This window comes from Mesorhizobium sp. M0518, assembly GCF_040321125.1.
GTDB lineage: Bacteria > Pseudomonadota > Alphaproteobacteria > Rhizobiales > Rhizobiaceae > Mesorhizobium.
This window is the reverse complement of sequence record NZ_JAMYQY010000008.1, coordinates 85,603-103,337: the sequence shown is the minus strand read 5'-3', so window position 1 is coordinate 103,337 and position 17,735 is coordinate 85,603. Positions and strand designations below refer to the sequence as shown.

At 64.3% G+C, this 17,735-nt stretch carries 15 protein-coding genes; 2 read left to right on the top strand and 13 right to left on the bottom strand.

Annotated features, from left to right (window positions below; all coding sequences use genetic code 11):
* Positions 1-74 precede the first annotated feature (74 nt).
* The 6 genes from NKI66_RS13750 to NKI66_RS13725 are packed head-to-tail and all read right to left on the bottom strand — an operon-like array spanning position 75 to position 7,223.
* The gene (locus tag NKI66_RS13750; RefSeq protein WP_023810741.1) at positions 75-536 is read right to left on the bottom strand and encodes a MarR family winged helix-turn-helix transcriptional regulator; all 462 of its coding nucleotides are present in this window, start codon (positions 534-536) and stop codon (positions 75-77) included.
* On the bottom strand, positions 533-1,117 hold the full coding sequence (locus tag NKI66_RS13745) for an amino acid synthesis family protein (protein ID WP_023810740.1): 585 nt from the start codon (positions 1,115-1,117) through the stop codon (positions 533-535). The genes NKI66_RS13750 and NKI66_RS13745 overlap by 4 nt, the downstream gene beginning before the upstream one ends.
* Positions 1,110-1,994, bottom strand: coding sequence for a UPF0280 family protein (locus NKI66_RS13740; protein ID WP_023810739.1), 885 nt, complete (start codon positions 1,992-1,994; stop codon positions 1,110-1,112). Before NKI66_RS13740 ends, NKI66_RS13745 begins: the two co-directional genes overlap by 8 nt.
* The gene (locus NKI66_RS13735) at positions 1,994-3,535 is read right to left on the bottom strand and encodes a 6-hydroxynicotinate reductase (RefSeq protein ID WP_352751934.1); all 1,542 of its coding nucleotides are present in this window, start codon (positions 3,533-3,535) and stop codon (positions 1,994-1,996) included. Before NKI66_RS13735 ends, NKI66_RS13740 begins: the two co-directional genes overlap by 1 nt.
* The gene (locus NKI66_RS13730; RefSeq protein WP_023810737.1) at positions 3,532-6,366 is read right to left on the bottom strand and encodes a molybdopterin-dependent oxidoreductase; all 2,835 of its coding nucleotides are present in this window, start codon (positions 6,364-6,366) and stop codon (positions 3,532-3,534) included. The genes NKI66_RS13735 and NKI66_RS13730 overlap by 4 nt, the downstream gene beginning before the upstream one ends.
* Positions 6,363-7,223 (bottom strand): FAD binding domain-containing protein, encoded by an 861-nt coding sequence (locus tag NKI66_RS13725; protein WP_352751932.1) that lies wholly within the window; start codon positions 7,221-7,223, stop codon positions 6,363-6,365. Before NKI66_RS13725 ends, NKI66_RS13730 begins: the two co-directional genes overlap by 4 nt.
* A 259-nt stretch (positions 7,224-7,482) precedes the next feature.
* Between NKI66_RS13725 and pncA the strand changes: the two genes are divergently transcribed.
* Together pncA and NKI66_RS13715 are read left to right on the top strand one after the other, a co-directional pair.
* Positions 7,483-8,097, top strand: coding sequence for a bifunctional nicotinamidase/pyrazinamidase (gene pncA, locus NKI66_RS13720; RefSeq protein WP_352751930.1), 615 nt, complete (start codon positions 7,483-7,485; stop codon positions 8,095-8,097).
* Positions 8,098-8,302: 205 nt separating this feature from the next.
* Complete coding sequence (locus NKI66_RS13715) at positions 8,303-9,748, top strand: sodium:proton antiporter (RefSeq protein ID WP_502900938.1); 1,446 nt, start codon at positions 8,303-8,305, stop codon at positions 9,746-9,748.
* Here NKI66_RS13715 and NKI66_RS13710 read toward each other — a convergent pair whose 3' ends face one another.
* From NKI66_RS13710 to pncB, 7 genes are all read right to left on the bottom strand, one after another.
* Entirely contained in the window at positions 9,749-10,483 is a 735-nt protein-coding gene (locus tag NKI66_RS13710) for an ABC transporter ATP-binding protein (protein WP_128304203.1), read from the bottom strand.
* Positions 10,480-11,205 carry an ABC transporter ATP-binding protein gene (locus NKI66_RS13705; RefSeq protein ID WP_352751926.1) on the bottom strand — a complete coding sequence of 242 codons (726 nt, stop codon included), beginning with the start codon at positions 11,203-11,205 and terminating at the stop codon, positions 10,480-10,482. The genes NKI66_RS13710 and NKI66_RS13705 overlap by 4 nt, the downstream gene beginning before the upstream one ends.
* Positions 11,202-12,164, bottom strand: a complete 963-nt coding sequence (locus NKI66_RS13700) for a branched-chain amino acid ABC transporter permease (RefSeq protein ID WP_352751924.1) — start codon at positions 12,162-12,164, stop codon at positions 11,202-11,204. The genes NKI66_RS13705 and NKI66_RS13700 overlap by 4 nt, the downstream gene beginning before the upstream one ends.
* Complete coding sequence (locus tag NKI66_RS13695; RefSeq protein WP_352751922.1) at positions 12,161-13,042, bottom strand: branched-chain amino acid ABC transporter permease; 882 nt, start codon at positions 13,040-13,042, stop codon at positions 12,161-12,163. Before NKI66_RS13695 ends, NKI66_RS13700 begins: the two co-directional genes overlap by 4 nt.
* Before the next feature lie 215 nt (positions 13,043-13,257).
* Positions 13,258-14,562: an ABC transporter substrate-binding protein gene (locus NKI66_RS13690; protein WP_352751920.1), complete on the bottom strand. Its 1,305-nt coding sequence runs from the start codon at positions 14,560-14,562 to the stop codon at positions 13,258-13,260.
* 128 nt (positions 14,563-14,690) lie between these two features.
* Entirely contained in the window at positions 14,691-16,139 is a 1,449-nt protein-coding gene (locus NKI66_RS13685) for a hypothetical protein (RefSeq protein ID WP_352751918.1), read from the bottom strand.
* A gap of 197 nt (positions 16,140-16,336) precedes the next feature.
* Positions 16,337-17,641 (bottom strand): nicotinate phosphoribosyltransferase, encoded by a 1,305-nt coding sequence (gene pncB, locus NKI66_RS13680; protein ID WP_128304209.1) that lies wholly within the window; start codon positions 17,639-17,641, stop codon positions 16,337-16,339.
* Positions 17,642-17,735 lie beyond the last annotated feature (94 nt).

The following is a 17,735-nucleotide window of genomic DNA, read 5'->3' as shown; positions in this document are numbered from 1 at the left end:
TGAGGCGAACTCTTCTCCGACAGCTATATTACATAAGGCCTTGCTAGTCGGCCCATTCTCGCGGCAGCGCCGCTCTAAGCCAGCTTCACCAGCAGCTTCATGAAGGTGGCGATCTCCTTGGCGGAGAGCGGCGCCAGCGTCTCCTGGGTGATCTCGCGCGCCAGCGGGATCAGGCGCTCGATCGCATCGCGGCCTGCCGCGGTCAGATTGACCAGAAGCCGTCTTTTGTCGACCTCGTGCCTGGAAAGCTCGACAAGGCCGCGCGCCTTCAGCCGGTCGATGACGCCCTTCACCGTCGCCGCATCCATCGCGATCAGCGTGCCGAGCTGGTTCTGCGAGGTCTCGCCGACGTCACGCAGCTTGGCCAACGCCGCGAATTGCGGCGGCGTCAGGTCGCCGATATGCGCGGCAAAGATCGCGACATGGCGCTGATGCGCCTTGCGCAGGATGAAGCCGACCTGCTCCTGCAGGAGGTAATCCTGGTCGTCCGGCGCCTCGACCTCGACCAGCTTGAGCAGATTGTCCTCGCCGCTCACCGCAAGCCATCCCAGGCTTTGATGTCATCGGCCGCGAGACCACCCATGCGATCGTGGATGCGCGGGCCGCAGGTCATGGCGAGGCAGAACAGGATCTCGTCGGGGCGCGGACCATCGGACATGCCGACTTCCATGGCGTCGAAATGGCTGCGCACATAGGCGGCGTTGATGTGGCCGAGCGGCACGTCGAGCTTCGAACCGAAAGCGCCGACCTTCTTGGCCGAGGGCACGATCGCCTTGGCGTCGCCGAGCCGCTCGCGCATGGCGTAGCCGCCGGGCACATGCCAGAGCGCGCCGTGCTCGAGTTCGCCTGCTGTGCCGACAATGGCGCCCTTGCCATAGCCGTCGATCTGTTTCACATCGCCGCCGAGGGCCGTGATCAGCCGGTCGGCGAGCAGCAGGCCGAGCGGCTTTAGATCATCCATGGCGCTCTGCAGCTCCTCGACATAGCGCCCGGCGAACGGATTCTTCACCACGGCAAGAGCGGCGGCGCGGCGGCGCGGCACCCTGGCCACCGGCCCGCCCTCGTGAAAAATCTCTTCGGTCAGCACCGCGATCTTGCGGATCGGAAACTCAGGCATGGGCAACCTCCTCCCTCGAACTTTTGTTGGGCGCGGCAAGCGCAACCGAGCCACTGATGCGGGCCTCACCGCCAAGAAACAACGCCGATCCGGCAATGAGGCCGCGCCGGCGAAAATCTTCGGCGACGGCAAGGCCATTGTCCAGCGCCTGCGCCACTTCGCCAGGTGCAAGCGTGCCGACGTCTTGGGTCACCAGCCGCGAGCCAAGATCGCTGTCGGGCGACAGTTCATGTGCGGAAATGCGTCTGATGGCGGGATTGCTGGGCAGGTCCACTGCGTTGGCAATGAGGGTCGCCGCCGCATCGGCCTCGGCGCCAGTCCGCGCGAGCACGGTGACGGCGTCGGCAATGCCAAGCGAGAAGGAGCGGCCGCGCCAGCCGCTGGTGGCAACGCCACGAACGCCATCTTCCGCGCGGATCGTGATCCGGTCGGCCATGCCGTTGCCGGTGCCGGCGACCGCCAATCCCATCGACTGTCCCCTGCCGATATGGATTGCGCAGTCGCCGCCATTGTTGACATAGGCGCGATCGAGCTTGCGACCCTCAAGCAATGCAGCGAGCATTTCGTCGGCTACCGATCCCGCGACGGCGGCCATCGGTGTTATGAAGCATTCCGCCAGGGGCATGACGGCTGCCTCCATGCGGCGCGCCGTCGGGCCGGCGAAGGTGCGCGGCGCCAGGAAAAACGCCGGCAGCCGCAATTCGGGGAGTTCCTCGACCAGTTCCATCAGGATCGTCTGGAACCGCGCTACGGCTTGTTCATAGGCTCGGCGGCATTCATCCGCCTCACCAAAAACCTCGACGATCAGGTCGATCGGCCCGTGGTTGAGATGCAGCCGCTTGCCGTCCTGCAGCCAATGGGCTTGCGGACCTTGCATCACCCGGCCCCGTTCGGGCCAGCACGACGTAGCTGCGCGAGTGGCGGCCATGGATTGTTGGCTTCGGCGCCTGTGCCGCGGCGCGGATTCAGGTACTCACCGCCTTTTGCGACAATGTCCTCGACGCTGCGTATCTCGGCCTCGTAGCCGCCGAGCCTGACATAGTCGTCGCGGCGCAGCGTGAACTCGATCGGGGCCACCAGCGCCGGTGTCGGCACATAGCCGAAGGCGCCTTCCGGCACTCGTGTGACATCGACCATCAGCGTGATGCCGCCGCCCGGCCAGACATAGACCGGCGCGCCGCCGACCGTCACATAGGTGGTCAGGCCTTGCACCGAACGGGTCAGATTGACCGGGTTTTCGGTGACGCCGGCACGCAGCGAACCGCCGGCGCCGCCGATGAACAGCACGGTGCACAAAGCCGGTTCGCAATTGTCCTCGATCAACTCGACGGACTTTTGCAGCCTTTCGGGAAAACGCTTTTGCACCGGCTTCAGATCGTCATCGAGTTCGTAATAGGCGAACTGCTCGCCGGTGGTCGACACCATCAGCAGCGACAGGCCCGGCCGCGCGCCCTTCTTGACGTTCCACTCGCCGAGGATCGACAGTGGGTCGGAAATGCTGGTGCCGCCCCAGCCTAGGCCGGGTTCGGAGACCTTGAAATAGCGGCCCGGCGTCGAACGACGGCCGATTATTTTTATACCCGTTTCCTGCCAGTCCAGCACCTTGCCAGCCTGGTGCTCGGAAACGACGCCGGTGATGTGGTCGTCGACCACCACCACCTCGTCGACCAGACCGCGCCATTGCGTGGCGAACATGCCGATGGTGGCCGAGCCGCAGCCGACGCGCATGCGGTGTTCCTGCTTGCCGTCGATGACAGGCGCCTTGCCGGCTTCGACTGTTATGGTGGCGCCGCCGTCGATGGCCAATTCCACCGGCTTGCGGTTGCACAGATTGAGCAGAGCGTCGCAGGTGGCGCGGCCCTCGGCCTTGGAGCCGCCGGTCAGGTGATGCACACCGCCCAGCGACAGCATCTGCGAGCCATATTCTCCCGTCGTGACATGGCCGATCGCTTCGCCTTGCGATCGCACGACAGCCATTTCGGGTCCGATATGACGGTCGGTGTCGATCTTCACCTTGACGCCGCAATACGAAAAAATGCCTTCGGTGACCACGGTGACGAGATCGACGCCTTCGACTTCCTGGCTGACGATGAACGGCGCCGGCTTGTAGTCGGGATAGGTGGTGCCGGCGCCTATTGCCGTGACGAAGCGGCGGCCGGTGTTAACCAGTTCGCCGTCCCATGCCTCGCCTTCGGCAATGAACGGCACGATTGCCGCGCCGGTCTCGGCCGCATGATCGAGGATCGTCAGCGGGTCCATCCGCACGATCCTGCCGCCGACATTGCCGTAGCGGTCGCAGGCGCCGGTGCGCCCATCCGATATGTAGCACATCACCGGACAGGCATCGCAGCGGATCTTCTCCGCCACCTGCTTCTCGCCGGGATCATGGGTTTCGAAGCGCTCGGCAAGCTCGCTCATCGGCGTGCCTCCTTTTCGCGGATACCATCTTTTTCGCGGATGCCAGCGCGGATACGCGTCGGCGTCGCCGGTATCTTGGTGACCAGCACGCCGGTGGCGTGGCGGATGGCATTGAGGATTGCCGGCGCCGTCGGGATCAGCACATGCTCGCCCAGCCCCTTGGCGCCGAAGGGTCCTTCCGGATCCGGAACTTCTATCAGGATGGTCTCGATCGGCGGCACGTCGCCAATGGTCGGGATCAGGTAATCGTGCAGATTCTCGGTGCGGCCGGGGATATACTCTTCCATCAGCGCCATGCCGATGCCTTGCGCGATGCCGCCTTCGATCTGGCCCTCGGCCAGCAGCGGGTTGATCGCCTTGCCGACATCGTGCGCGGCGGTGATTTTCAGCAGCTTCACCGTGCCGAGCTTGAGGTCGACCTCCAGTTCGGCGATCTGCGCGCCATAGCCGTAAACGGCGTATGGGTTGCCCTGGCCCTTGGCGTCGAGGGGCAGCGTCGGCGGATCGTAGGTCTCCTCGGCGCGGAAGACGAAGCCTTCGGCGTCCACGTCGAGCGAGGCGAGGTCCATGCGGCGGACAGCTTCGCCTTCGCGGATGACGATCGCCGGGCCGTCGAGTTGCAGGGCTGCGTTTTCGGAAACATTGGCAAAGCGCAGGATCTTTTCACGCAAGGCGCGGCCGGCCTTTTCGGCCGCCTTGCCGGTGACGAAGGTCTGGCGCGAGGCCGAGGTCTTGCCGGCATCGGGGCTGATCGCCGTATCGGCGCTTTTCAGCCGGAATCTCTCAAGCGGCAGGCCGAGCGCGTCGGCGCAGATCTGGGTGATAACGGTGTTCGAACCCTGGCCGATATCGACGGCGCCCTGATGCAAGATGACCGTGCCGTCAGCCGCGATGCCGACCCGGATTGTCGACGGGTTGGGCAGCGAGGTGTTGCCGCAGCCATACCAGCAGGACGCGACGCCAGCGCCGCGCTTTCTATCCCTGTTGGCACGGTTGAATGCATCCGCATCAGCCGTCGCGCGCACCCAATGCGGCTGTAGCGATTCCAGGCATTCGGCAATGCCGACGCCGGACTCCAGAAGCTGCCCGGTAACCGTTTCGGAGCCGTTTCGAAGGCAGTTCCTCAAGCGAAAGTCGAGCCGGTCGATGCCGAGCTTGCCGGCCAGCTCGTCATAGAGCGTCTCCTGCATGATCGTCGCTTGCGGCACGCCGAAGCCTCGGAAGGCGCCGGAGATCGGTCCATGGGTATGGATGGCGCGGCCTTCGGCCCGGTAATTCGGCGTCGCATAGGGTCCGGAGGCGTGCACCGGCACGCGGTTGGCCACCGTCGGCCCCCAGCTTGCATACGCGCCGGTGTTGAAGTCACCTTCGAAGATCATGCCGGTGACAAGGCCGTCGGCATCGGCGCCGATGGTCGCTTTCATCTCGGCCGGATGGCGCTTGGTGGTCGAGATCATCGATTCGGTGCGGGTGTAGGCAAGTGCCGCCGGCCGCCCCGTCTTCATCGCCACCAGGCCGATCAGCGGCTGCAACGAAACGTCGAGTTTGGAACCGAAACCGCCGCCGGTCGCGGTCGGCACGATGCGCACCTTGTCGACGGCAAGGCCGAGCACCTTCGCCGTCTCGTCGCGGTCCATATAGGGCGCCTGGGTGCAGGCGACGACGACCAGCGTGTCGCCGTCCAGATAGGCATAGCCGGCTTCCGGTTCGATATAGGCGTGCTCGACATAGGAGGTGTCGATGGCGCCGGACACGGTGAACGCAGCGCCGGCAAGCGCCGTCTCGGGGTCGCCGCGTTCGACCAGGCCGGAGGTGAGCAGGTTCGCCGGCCGACTTTCATGGATCAGCGCCGCACCTTCGGCCTGCGCTTCGGCGGGTTGCAGAAAATGCGGCAGTTCGCTCCAGCGGATAGGAAAATCCGACAAATCGAGATCGAGGATCGCCTCGCGCTCGCCGGCGACCAGCGCCACCGCCTCGCCGCGAAGACGAGTAAAACCTTCGGCCAGCGCCGGCTGGTCGGCGAATGGGCCGATAGCGCCGAAACAGTTCTTTCCCGGAATGTCGGCGGCGGTGAAGACCCCGGCGATGCCAGGATGCTGTTTCGCCCAGCCGTCGAGGTCGCCGAAGGCGAAAGCGGCGTGATAATGCGGCGAGCGGACCACCAGCACGGCCAGCGCATCGGCGGGGAAGGAATCGCCGCCGAATTTCTCAGCCCCGGTGACCTTCGGCACGCCGTCGAGTCGGATCGGCGAGGAGCCGATCGCGTGGCCGGATGGAGGCAAGCGGAAATCCAGGCTTACTGCCTGCACGGAGGCATCCATCACTGCGGCAATGATCTTCCGGTAGCCGGTGCAGCGGCACAGAATTCCGCCGAGCGCGTCCTGTACCTCGACCTCGGTGGGGCTCGCCTTCTTCTCCAGCAACGCCGTCGCCGCAACCAACAGGGCGGGCGTGCAGATCCCGCACTGCGCGGCGCCGTAGGCGAGGAAAGAGGCCTGCAACGCCGACAGCCGGCCGTTGGAAAGCCCTTCGACTGTCGTCACCGATGCGCCGGCAGCGGAAGCCGCCGGCATCAGGCAGGCGCAGACGGGATCGCCGTCGACCAGCACCGTACAGGCGCCGCAATCGCCGGCATCGCAGCCGACCTTGGTGCCGGTCAGCCCCAGTTCGTCGCGCAGCACCAGAGACAGCCGGCGCAGCGGCGGCACATTGACCGAGACGGCGGCGCCGTTGACCTCGAAGACGATATCGGCGCGCGCAGCGCCGAAGCCTGGCTGGGCACTGCTCGGATCGGGCAAGGCTTCACGCGCGTCAGGCTGAATTTGGCTCATGCCGCCACCTCTTCGCCAGTCGTCCGGCCCACAGCCGCGAGCACGGCGCGGGCAACAATCTCGCGCACCGCATCGAGCCGGTATTCGGCGCTGCCGCGCACATCGGCGATCGGCGACAGTTCGCTCATCGGCGCGGACAGGACCGCAAAGGCAAGTCCGCCATCCGCCGGCAGCCCGCACAACGCGGCTTCGACGCCGGCCAGCCGCCTGGCCACCACCGAGCAGGAGCCGGCGGCGACCGCCGCTTGCCGGACAAGGCCGTTTTCGACGACCAGACGTGCCGCCACCATGGCAATGGAAATGACGAGATAACGGCGCGCGCCGAGCTTGACGAAAGCCGACATGCCCGTAGCAGCGGGTCTCGGCACGCGGATGGCCGTGACCATCTCACCGGGCAGCAGAGCCGTTCGGCGGTTGCCGAGAATGAAGTCCTGCAGCGGCAGGTGCCGCGTGGCTGCCACCGAGCGCAGCTCGACCTCGGCGTCGAGGACCAGCAGGGCCGGCACGCCGTCGGCGGCAGGCGAGGCGTTGCAGAGATTGCCCGCCACCGAGGCGACGTTCTGGATCTGCGCCGAGCCGACCTCCCGCGCCGCCTGCTTCAGGGCGTCGAAGGCCGGCTGCAAGGGATGGCGGGCGATATCGGTCCAGGTCGTGCGCGCGCCGATGACGAAATGATCGCTCGTCTCGGCAATGCCGCGCAGCGAACCCAGGCCGTTAATGTCGAGAACATTGTCGCGGAACGGTTTGCTGCCTTGTGCCGGATAGAAATCGGTGCCGCCGGCAAGGATGCGCCAGGCGCCCTCGCCAAGCAAAGCGAGCGCTTCGTCGACCGAGGTGGGTTTCGCGTAACGGATCACGCTTTGCCTTCCAGAAAAGAGGTCTTCCAGAAACCGGTGTTTCGAAAGGCCTGCCGGCATCGACGCCGGGAAAATTCATTCGTATGCAAATGATATCAAGACGGCAGGATTTGTCAAAGCCCGAGTTTGCAGCCGCTTGACCGGCACGCATTTGTTATGTCCCGAGAGGTTGACGCAGCCGGCCATCTGGTCAAGTTTCTGCCTCCGGTCGCGTCAGCGGCATTTTCCACTGGAGCCTGCATACGGAAGAGGAAAGCCCATGGCCGACGAAGCGCTTGTCGTCATCGACCTGCAGAACGACTTTTGTCCCGGCGGCGCGCTGGCGGTTGCCGGCGGCGACGAGATCGTGCCGCTGGTCAACGACCTGATCCGACGAACCGACCATGTCGTGCTGACGCAGGACTGGCATCCCGCCGGTCACTCCAGCTTCGCTTCGAGCCATCCGGGCGCGCATCCCTTCACCATGATCGAGATGCCGTACGGCCAGCAGACGCTGTGGCCGGACCACTGCATCCAGGGCAGCTTGGGCTCCGATTTCCATTCCGGCCTCGCCTGGACCAAGGCCGAACTCGTCATCCGCAAGGGATTCCGGCCTGATATCGACAGCTACTCGGCCTTCTTCGAAAACGATCGCACGACACAGACCGGCCTTGCCGGCTACCTCCGGGAGCGCGGCATCGACACGCTGACCCTGGTCGGGCTGGCGACCGATTTCTGCGTTGCCTTCTCGGCGCTGGACGCCGTTAGCCAGGGCTTTAAAACCATAGTGCGGCTCGATGCCTGCCGCGGCATCGATCTCAACGGCTCGCTCCATGCCATGCTGCAGCGCATGCGCGACGCCGGCGTGACGCTCGAAGACCCTTTGTCGGATTGAACGGATCGTGGGGCAACAGGTAGAGATCCGATGTTTAAAGGCAGGATTGTCGCCTTCGGTGAAGGTCCCCCTCACCCGGATTGCCAGCCGAATTGCGAAGGGCAATTCGGGGCGATCCGACCTCTCCCCTAGGGGAGAGGAGGCTGCCGGCGCCGAAGCTCGTCTCTTCTCCCCAACGGGGAGAAGGTGGCCGCGTAGCGGCCGGATGAGGGGGCCTTTTTCATATCCGATTCCCCTGTTGGCTGCATGCGCTGCGATAATTGCCGCTACGCTGTTTCCGGCACAAGCTTTCGCGGCGGAGGAACACGGCCTGCCCGGCGCTTCGATGTCGCTGTGGTGGGCGCTGCCCTTTGCCGGGCTGTTGTTGTCGATCGCCACCGGTCCGCTGCTGTTTCCTCATGCCTGGGAGCATCACTACGGCAAGATCGCGGCCCTTTGGGGCGCTCTGGTGGTCCTGCCGCTGGCGGTTGCCTTCGGTGTCCCCACAGCGACCGAAGCGGTACTGCATGCGTTGCTCACCGAATACATGTCGTTCATCATCCTGCTGTTTGCGCTGTTCACCATTTCGGGCGGCATTCTCATTGCCGGCAACATTCACGGCACGCCGCTGGTGAATGCAGGCCTGCTGCTGGTCGGCGCGCTGCTGGCATCGGTGATCGGCACGACCGGTGCCTCGATGATCCTGATCCGGCCGATCATCCGCGCCAACGACAACCGTCCGTTCAACGCCCATGTCGTGATCTTCTTCATCTTCCTCGTTTCCAACATCGGTGGCTCGCTGACGCCCTTGGGCGATCCACCGCTGTTCGTCGGCTTCCTCAGAGGCGTCGATTTCTTCTGGACGACCGCCAACCTCTGGCGCGAGACGCTGTTCGTCGGCGGTGCCGTGCTGACCGTCTTCCTGGGCATCGACATCATCCTGCACCGGCGCGAGGCTGGCGCGCCGAAGATCAAGGATCCGACACCGGATACCAAGGTGCGTCTGCGCGGCCTGGCCAACCTTCCGCTGCTGGCGGGCGTGATCGGCGCCATCCTGCTGTCGGCAACCTGGAAGCCGGGCGTCAGCTTCTCCGTGTGCGGGGTCAGCCTGGAACTGCAGAACCTGGTGCGCGACGCTCTCATCCTGGCGCTTGCCCTCTTTTCACTTGCCATTTCGCGCAAGGAATACCGCGAAGCCAACGGCTTCAACTGGGGTCCGATATCGGAGGTGGCGAAATTGTTTGCCGGCATCTTCATCTGCATCGTGCCGGTCGTCGCTATCCTGAGGGCCGGCCATGAGGGCGCGCTGGCGCCGCTGGTCGCCCTCGTCACTTCGCCTTCGGGCGGGCCCAATGACCTCGCCTATTTCTGGCTGACTGGGGCGCTGTCATCCTTCCTCGACAATGCGCCGACCTATCTGGTGTTCTTCGAGCTTGCCGGCGGCGACCCCCGGCACCTGATGACGGAATTCGCCTCGACTTTGGCGGCGATCTCCGCAGGCGCGGTGTTCATGGGTGCCAACACCTATATCGGCAATGCGCCGAACTTCATGGTCTACGCCATCGCCAGGCATCGCGGCGTCAAGATGCCGGGCTTTTTCGGCTATATGGCATGGTCGGGCCTGGTGCTGATCCCGACATTTTTGGTAACGGGTTTTCTGTTCTTCGGCTGATCAGCCCACGCCGACATAACGGCGCACCGCCGACGGGTCGGCACGCAATTCCTCGACATCGACCGTCTCGCGATTGCGGCCGTTCTCGATGAAGGCAACGCGGTCGGCGACCGAAAGCACCGCATCGACGCGCTGTTCGACCAGGATCGTCGAGACCCCCATGTCGCGCAGCTTCGACACCGTCTCGCGGATCTTGGCGATCATCGACGGCATCAGGCCCTCCGTCGGCTCGTCGAGCAGCAGCACTTGCGGTTCGAGGCAGAGTGCGCGTGCCATCGCCAGCATCTGCTGTTCGCCGCCGGACAGTGTGCCTGAACGTTGCCGCAGCCGCTGGCGCAGCAGCGGAAAGAGGTCGAGCACATTTTCACGCGTCGCCTTGCCCTTGCCGCGCGCCATCAGGCCGATCTCGATGTTTTCCGCCACCGTCATCTCGGCGAACAGCCGCCTTCCCTGCGGCACATAGGCGACGCCGGCCTTGGGCACTTCATGTGCCGGTAGCCGAGTCAATTCCTGACCGTCGAGCCTGATCGAGCCGGCGCTCGAGGGAACCAGCCCCATGATGGCTTTGAGCGTCGTCGTCTTGCCGGCGCCGTTGCGGCCGAACAGGCACAGCACCTCGCCCTTGTTCAGCACCAGGTCGAGGCCATAGAGCACCTGGACCTCGCCATAGAAGCAGTCGAGCCCCGAGATGGTGAGTGCTTGAGACGTCGCCTCGGCCTTGTTTGTCTCGGTCATGGGGCGGTCCCCAGATAGGCTTCCTGCACCGCCACGTTCCCGCGGATTGCTTCGGGCGTGCCTTCGGCGAGGATCTTGCCGGCGTTGAAGACGGTGATGCGGTCGGCCAGTTGCATGACCGCGGGCATGTTGTGCTCGATCAGAAGCACGGTGGCATTTTTGGCGATCTCGCGCACCAACGTGATGAAATTGTCGATCTCAGAGTCGGCCAGGCCTTGCGTCGGTTCGTCGAGGATCAGCAGGCGCGGCTTCAGCGCCAGGCCCATCGCCACTTCCAGCAGGCGCTGATGGCCGTAGGACAATTGGCCGGCCGGCATGTGGGCACGATCGGCCAGGCCGGTGCGTTCGAGCGCGGTCATGACAGCGGCCTGTATCGCGCTCTTGGAATGGCCATGCCGCAGCGTCAGCTGCACGGGCAACGCGACGTTGGCGTAAACGGACAGGTTGGCATAGACGCTGGTGAGCTGGAAGGTGTAGGCGATACCCCTGCGGACCCTGACATAGGCAGGCAGATTGGTGATGTCGGCGCCGTCGAAGACGATCATGCCGGCAGACGGCTGGATGCGGCCGCTGACCAGGCTGACGAAGGTGGTTTTCCCCGCCCCGTTGGGGCCGATCACGGCGCGGATTTCGCCGGGCATCAGCGCGAAATCGACATTGTCGACGGCGCGCAGGCCGCCGAAGTTGCGCGACAGGCCCTTGGTGGTCAAAAGCGGCATCATGGCAGCCACCCGAGCCAGCGCTGGCGGATGCTGCCCAGAATTCCTTTGGGGAAGAACAGCACCAAAAGGATGAGCGCAATGCCGACGATCAGCAAATAGGCGGAGGTGTAGCCGCTGGTGATATCAATGACATAGTACATGAACAACGTGCCGATCAGCGGCCCGAGCGTTGTTGCAGCACCGCCCAGCAGCACCCACAGCAGCGGCAGGATCGAATACTGCACCGAGGCGAAGCTCGATCCGACATAGCCGAACAGCAGTGCATAGGCGGCACCCGACGCCGCGCAGATGGTGCCGGAGATGACGACGGCGGCGAGCTTGTTGGAGAAAGTGTCGTATCCCAGCATCTTCGTCCGCTCCTCGTTCTCGCGGATGGCGACCAGCACGCGGCCATAGCGGGAGCGGACCATGGCCAACTTGACGAGAAGCACGATCGAAAACAGCCCGAGCGCTGTCAAGTAGCGCACCGTTGGATTGGTGAGCTCGAGCGATGTCGTGCCGAAGCTAAGCACCCGCGCCGGCTGCGGGACGACCATGCCCTGGTCACCGCCAGTCCACGTCGCGAAATAAAGAATGAGGAGATAAAAAACCTGGGCGAACATCATGGTGACGATCATGAAGGCGACACCCGTGGTGCGCAGCGCCAGCAGGCCGATCACCAGCGCCAGGAGCGCACCGCAGGCAATCCCAGCGGCAAATGCCGCTGGTACGCCCCAGCCAAGCTGGATGACGGCAAGGCCGGCGCCATAGAGACCGGCGGCAAAGAACATGGCATGGCCAAGGCTGAGCAGGCCGACATAGCCGAACAGCATGTTGTAGCCCATGGCGAACACCGCCAGCACCATGATGCGGGCGAGCAGGCCGTGATAATACTCCGGCAAAAGGAAGCTCAGCACGAAGAGCAGCGCGATGACGCCGAGATGCAGGGCATAGGCTTTTGCCGGCGAAGCTTCGCTCATCGCGATGCCGTCCCGAACAGGCCTTGCGGGCGGAACACCAGCACCATCGCGACCAGCAGCGTGGCGATGATCTTGGCCAAAGTCGGGGAGAAGAACATCGAGATGATGCCGTCGGAGAGGCCGATCAGCACGGCGGCGACGACCGTGCCGCGCAGCGAGCCGAGGCCGCCGATGATGACGACGATGAAGGAGAGCAGCAGCGGATCCTGTCCCATCAGATAATGCGCCTGGCTGATCGGCACGATCAGCACCGCGGCAATGGCCGCCAGCATGGCGCCGAGCGCGAAGACGCAGCCATAGACACGGCCGACAGGGATGCCGAAGGCTTGCGCCGTCTCGCTGTCATACTGCGTGGCGCGCATGACGAGGCCGATCTTGGTGCGCGTCAGCACCAGCCATGTCGCGGTGAGCAGCAGCGCGGAAGCGGCGATAACAGACAGTTTGTAGCCGGAGTAACCGAACCAAGGCAAAAGGATGCGGTAGCTGAACGGCGGCTCCACCGGCCGCGCCTCCGGGCCGTAAAAAGTCAGCGCCAATTGCTGGATGATGTAGAGCATGCCGATGGTGGCGACGATGGTGGCTTCCGGATTGTAATTGAGCCGGCGCAGCACCAGCCGTTCGGCGACCAGCGCAATGGCGCCGACGATCAGCGGCGCAATCACCAGCGCCGCCAGGAAGCCGAGCACAGGGTGACCGCCGATGGCCGTGGTGATCGCCCAGGCGAGCACCGCGCCCAGCATGAAGAACTCGCCATGCGCGACATTGACCACCCGCATGACGCCGAACACCAGGGACAGCCCGAGCGCGGTCAGCGCCAGCACCGCGGATGTGACGAGGCCTTCGAGGGCGGCGAGGAGAAGGTGGGGACCGAAGTGCATCGGCTACGCACCGGCGGATGCGCGAGGCACCCCCCTCTGTCCTGCCGGACATCTCCCCCGCAAGGGGGGAGATTGGATGTCCTCACTGGTTTCGCCAACCATCAACGCTCGCAGATGGGCGCCGCCGCACGAACTGCCGATCTCCCCCCATGCGGGGGAGATGTCCGGCAGGACAGAGGGGGGTGCCTTGGCGCTCACGCTGCTGAAGCTAAGCCTCACAGCGCCTGCGTCGTATAATCCCCCTCGGCCTCGTAAAGCCCGTCCTCGATCTTGGTCTTGTGCACGACCTTGAGCTTGCCGCCCTCGACCTTGGAGATGTTCTGGATGCCAAAGCACTGGTGGATCTTGCCGTTGAAGGTTTTCGGCCCCTGCGGATGCTCGGCACCTTCGGCGAATTCGGTCAGGGCTTCGGTCGCCTCGACCAGCTTGGCGCGGTCTTCCGGTCCCTTGTAGCCGGCATCTTCCATCGCCTTCTTGACGACGTAGAGCGTCTCCCAGCAGCCGAACATGTGCGCGGCAGTGGAGACGTCCTTGGGGTCGCCGACGGCCGCACCATCGTCGTCGATGCCGACAGCAGCGCGATAGGCCTTCTGCGCTTCGGAATCATCGGCCTGGGCATAGCGCGGCGAGCCTTCCCAGAAATGGCTGCCGTCGAGGAATTCGAGGCCGGGGCTGTTGATGTCGGTGGCCTCGAGCGAATCGATGAAGCCGAACAGTTGCGGCCGGTTGGAGCCGTAGAACTCGCCGAGCTCCTTGACGAAGGTGAGCACGGCCGGGCCGACCATGACGTGGTAGATCACCTCGGTCTCGGCCGGGATCTGCGGGAAGTATTTGGTGAAGGACGATTCCGTCGGCGGGATGGCTATCTGCGCGATGACCTCGGCGCCTTGCGCCTTCAGTGCCGGCGGCAGGTAGTCGCGATGGTCGTAGCCGAAGGCGAAATCGGGGAAGATCTGCGTCACCTTCTTGCCGGCATTGGCCGCGATCCACGGCGCCATCGACTGGATCTGGCTCTTCACGTCGGTGATGCCGGGCTGGAAGACATAGCGGTTCAGCTTTGTCGAGGCGACGTGATGGCCTTCGCTGACGACGAAATAGGGCATCTTGTTTTCGCCGGCGGCGGGCGCCGAGCCGATGACGACATGCGAGAACAGCGTGCCGAAGACGATGTCGGTCTTGTGCTGAGTGGCGAACTTGCCGACCACCTCGGCGCCACGGCCGGGATCGGTGCCGTCGTCCTCGATGATCACCTCGACCTGGCGGCCGTTGATGCCGCCGGCGGCATTGATCGCCTTGACCGCGGCAGCCGTGGTCTTCTCGTACCAGCGGCCGTAGGCAGCGCCGATGCCGGTGCGGTGCGACTGGAAGCCGATCTTGATCGGCGCCGAGCTCTGCGCCTGGGAATAGCGGACGAAGCCGGGGGCCAGGCCGAGGCCGGCGCCCGCGGCCAGACCCTTCAGCGCCGTGCGGCGGGTGAGCGTGGATCTGGAGAGATCGAAAAACCCATTCTTGTCAGTCACGGCAGTTCCCCTGTTCTTGAGTTTTGACTGGCTGTAACGAGGCAAAAAATCGCATGTATACAAACTAAATCACCAAAGCCCCGACGTGGCAAGCGGGCTTTCCCCGAAGGTATGTTGGTCGCCTTTTCTCACCCTGTGGTCGGCGTGGCAAGCAACCAGAGGCCGAAGACGGTGTAGGCGATCATCAGCAAGGTGAGCGGGAGCTGGCTGAGTGCCGCGCGGGAGGGCTGTGGGTGCAGGCGCCAGGCGAAGCCGTGAGCGACGAGGACGGCGAGCACATGGCCCAGGATGATGGCGCCGGCCTGGATATTCCACAGCCACCACGCAGAGTCCGCCCCCGCAACGATGCCGGTCTCGATCTGCATGTCGGCGGTGTCGAACAGGTTCCAGCCCATCGCGAACGGATCGGAAAGTGCCGCGAGCGCATATTGGCCGTCGACGAGCAGCGCCGTCAGATAATGCGCAACGTGATAGGCGAGCGCGATCGGCACGATCGACCACACCAGCAGGCCTGCGGCCTGGCCGAGAGTGTGATCGCTGCCGGCAAGACGCTGGCCGAGCCGGACGGCAAGCAGGAACACCGCGGCCAGCAGCGCGAATGTCAGGATCAGCCCGAAAGTGCCGCTGCCGATCAGCGCGGTGCGGCCGGGAAATTCGAGTGGGTTGATACCGAACAGGCCGAGCCAGAAGAAGGTCTTCGACAGGCCGTCGAAGGATACCGACGACAGGGCTAGTAGCAGGAAAGCTATGCCGCTGGCCGGCAAGGGCTCCGCGGCCAGCAGCTTGGCGCCGGGCCAGCACAGGCCAAGCCGGCCATCTTGGCTGCGTTCGACCATGGCAAAGCGCGCCACCATCGAGAAGAAGACCGTCAGGAATTCACCGCTGCGGCTCCAGCCGCGATAGCCGAACGCCAGCATGGCGAGGAAAGAGAACAGCCAATATAGGCCGGCGGCAAAAGCCAGCCGTGCCGGATCGTCGGGCGCCGGATCGATGAGTTCGAACCAGGCGAAGGCGAAGAACAGGATGGCAGCCGGCCAGCAGCCGACCCATCGGGGCAGGCGCCATGCTCCGTGATCCCCGGTCCCGAACAGGCGCGAGGTGAGACGCCATGGTCCATACCAGGGGTTCAGCCATGACCAGAGATCGCCGAAGAGGCCTTGCAACAGCGTGAGGCCAGCCCAGAGCAAGGTCCAGATCACCAGGGGCAGCGGGTTGGAAAGCGGGTCGCGGCTGCCGAAAAGGCCGGCGGCGATGAGAATTGCAAAGCCGGCGAAGGATAGCAGGCTGATGGCGGCGCGGGTGGCGTCTCTGAGGGCAAACAACGGCAGGCGCCGGCGCCAGAAACGGTCGAGCAAATCCGCAGGCAGCAGCGCCAGCACGAGGAAGCTGATGGCCACGCCGAAGGCGCCGCCGACCAGATAGTAGCCGGTCGGCAGGAGCAGGACGTGGCCACGGTCGGAGGCGTGCGCGGAGGCGGGGGTGGGGAGGGATACGAATAAGCAGATGAAGCTTGTGATCAAGAGGCGATAACCTTCGCCGCCACGATCCTTCACACCCCCCTCTGCCCTGCCGGCCATCTCCCCCGCAAAGGGGGAGATCGGATGTCGCTCAGGCTTTCGCCAATCTTCAACTTCGGAGAAAAAGGCGGACTGGTCGAAGCGGCCAATCTCCCCCCTTGCGGGGGAGATGTCCGGCAGGACAGAGGGGGGTGTGCGGGAACTCAAGCTATCCGAGATTCCATCTTTGCAGGCGATGCCAGGAGCCCCATCACCCCTCACACCTTGACCAATTGCTCCACGCGGTCCTTCTCGCCAAAGATCCTGAGATACCGCTCGATCTCTTTCACATCGCCGGTCGCCTTGGCCGGATTGTCGGAAAGCTTGACCGCTGGCCTGCCATTGGCCTCGGTGACCTTGCAAACCAGCGATATGGCGTCGAGGCTGTTGGTTTCCGTCGGCGCGCAGCCTTCGAAATCATTGGTCAGATTGGTGCCCCAGCCGAAGGACATACGCACCTTGCCCTTGAAGTGGCGATAGGTCTCCTCGATCGTCTCGACCTCGAGCCCGTCCGAGAAGATCAACAGCTTCTGCTTGGGATCCTTGCCCTTGTCGCGCCACCAGGACAGGATTTTTTCGCCGCCTTCGATCGGCGGCGCGCTGTCGGGGCGAAAGCCCGTCCAGTCGGCCACCCAGTCCGGCGCGTCGCGCAGGAATGAGGCGGTGCCGAAGGCGTCGGGCAGCACGATCAGCAGATTGCCGCCATAGTAGCGCTGCCAGTCCTGCAGCACCTTGTAGGGCGACTGTCTCAGTTCTTTTTCCGAGTCGGCAAGCGCGGCGAACACCATAGGCAGCTCATGTGCATTGGTGCCGAGCGCTTCGAGGTCGTTGTCCATGGCCAGCAGCACGTTGGAAGTGCCGGTGAACGCCTCGCCGATGCCTTCCTTCAGCGCCTCGACGCACCAGCGCTGCCACAGGAAGGAATGGCGCCGGCGCGTGCCGAAGTCCGAGATGCGGATGCCGGGCAGCGCCTTCAGCCGCTCGGTCTTGGCCCACATCTTGGACTTGGCGCGGGCATAGAGCACGTCGAGCGCGAAAGGCCCGAACGCCCGCATCGCCGCGCGAGATCGGAGTTCATTGATGATGGCGAGCGCCGGGATTTCCCACAGCGTGGTGTACATCCACGGCCCGCTGAAGGTCAGCTCATACTGCCCGTCGCGCTTCGACAGCTCATATTCGGGCAGCCGGAACCCTTCCAGCCAGGCGAGGAACTCCGGTTCGAAGATCTGCTTGCGGCCGTAGAAATTGTTACCGCCGAGCCAGATCATCTCCTTCTTGGAGAAGCGCAAGGTGCGGGCATGGTCGAGCTGTTCGCGCAGTTCGCCCTCGTCGATCTCGTCGGCAAGGCGCACCGAGGTCGAGCGGTTGATCAGCGAGAAGGTGGTGTCGACCTTGGGATACATGCCCCAGATCATCTGCAGCATCAAAAGCTTGTAGAAATCCGTGTCGAGCAGACTACGCACGATCGGATCGAGCTTCCAGGTGTGATTGTAGACGCGCCGCGCAATATCGGTCTTAGCCATGTTTCAACACCGCCTTCGCTGCCTGCCATCCACAATCGCGACAGGCCTCATAGCATCGAATCGGCCGGAACGCTGCCCGCTTTCAGGCTGGCCC

Coding starts and splice junctions, on each gene's coding strand:
- NKI66_RS13745 (WP_023810740.1), bottom strand. CDS start 1,117: ATGCCTGAGTTTCCGATCCGCAAGATCGCGGTGCTGACCGAAGAGATT.
- NKI66_RS13740 (WP_023810739.1), bottom strand. CDS start 1,994: ATGCAAGGTCCGCAAGCCCATTGGCTGCAGGACGGCAAGCGGCTGCAT.
- NKI66_RS13735 (WP_352751934.1), bottom strand. CDS start 3,535: ATGAGCGAGCTTGCCGAGCGCTTCGAAACCCATGATCCCGGCGAGAAG.
- NKI66_RS13730 (WP_023810737.1), bottom strand. CDS start 6,366: ATGAGCCAAATTCAGCCTGACGCGCGTGAAGCCTTGCCCGATCCGAGC.
- pncA (WP_352751930.1), top strand. CDS start 7,483: ATGGCCGACGAAGCGCTTGTCGTCATCGACCTGCAGAACGACTTTTGT.
- NKI66_RS13715 (WP_502900938.1), top strand. CDS start 8,303: ATGAGGGGGCCTTTTTCATATCCGATTCCCCTGTTGGCTGCATGCGCT.
- NKI66_RS13710 (WP_128304203.1), bottom strand. CDS start 10,483: ATGACCGAGACAAACAAGGCCGAGGCGACGTCTCAAGCACTCACCATC.
- NKI66_RS13705 (WP_352751926.1), bottom strand. CDS start 11,205: ATGATGCCGCTTTTGACCACCAAGGGCCTGTCGCGCAACTTCGGCGGC.
- NKI66_RS13700 (WP_352751924.1), bottom strand. CDS start 12,164: ATGAGCGAAGCTTCGCCGGCAAAAGCCTATGCCCTGCATCTCGGCGTC.
- NKI66_RS13695 (WP_352751922.1), bottom strand. CDS start 13,042: ATGCACTTCGGTCCCCACCTTCTCCTCGCCGCCCTCGAAGGCCTCGTC.
- NKI66_RS13685 (WP_352751918.1), bottom strand. CDS start 16,139: ATGGCCGGCAGGGCAGAGGGGGGTGTGAAGGATCGTGGCGGCGAAGGT.
- pncB (WP_128304209.1), bottom strand. CDS start 17,641: ATGGCTAAGACCGATATTGCGCGGCGCGTCTACAATCACACCTGGAAG.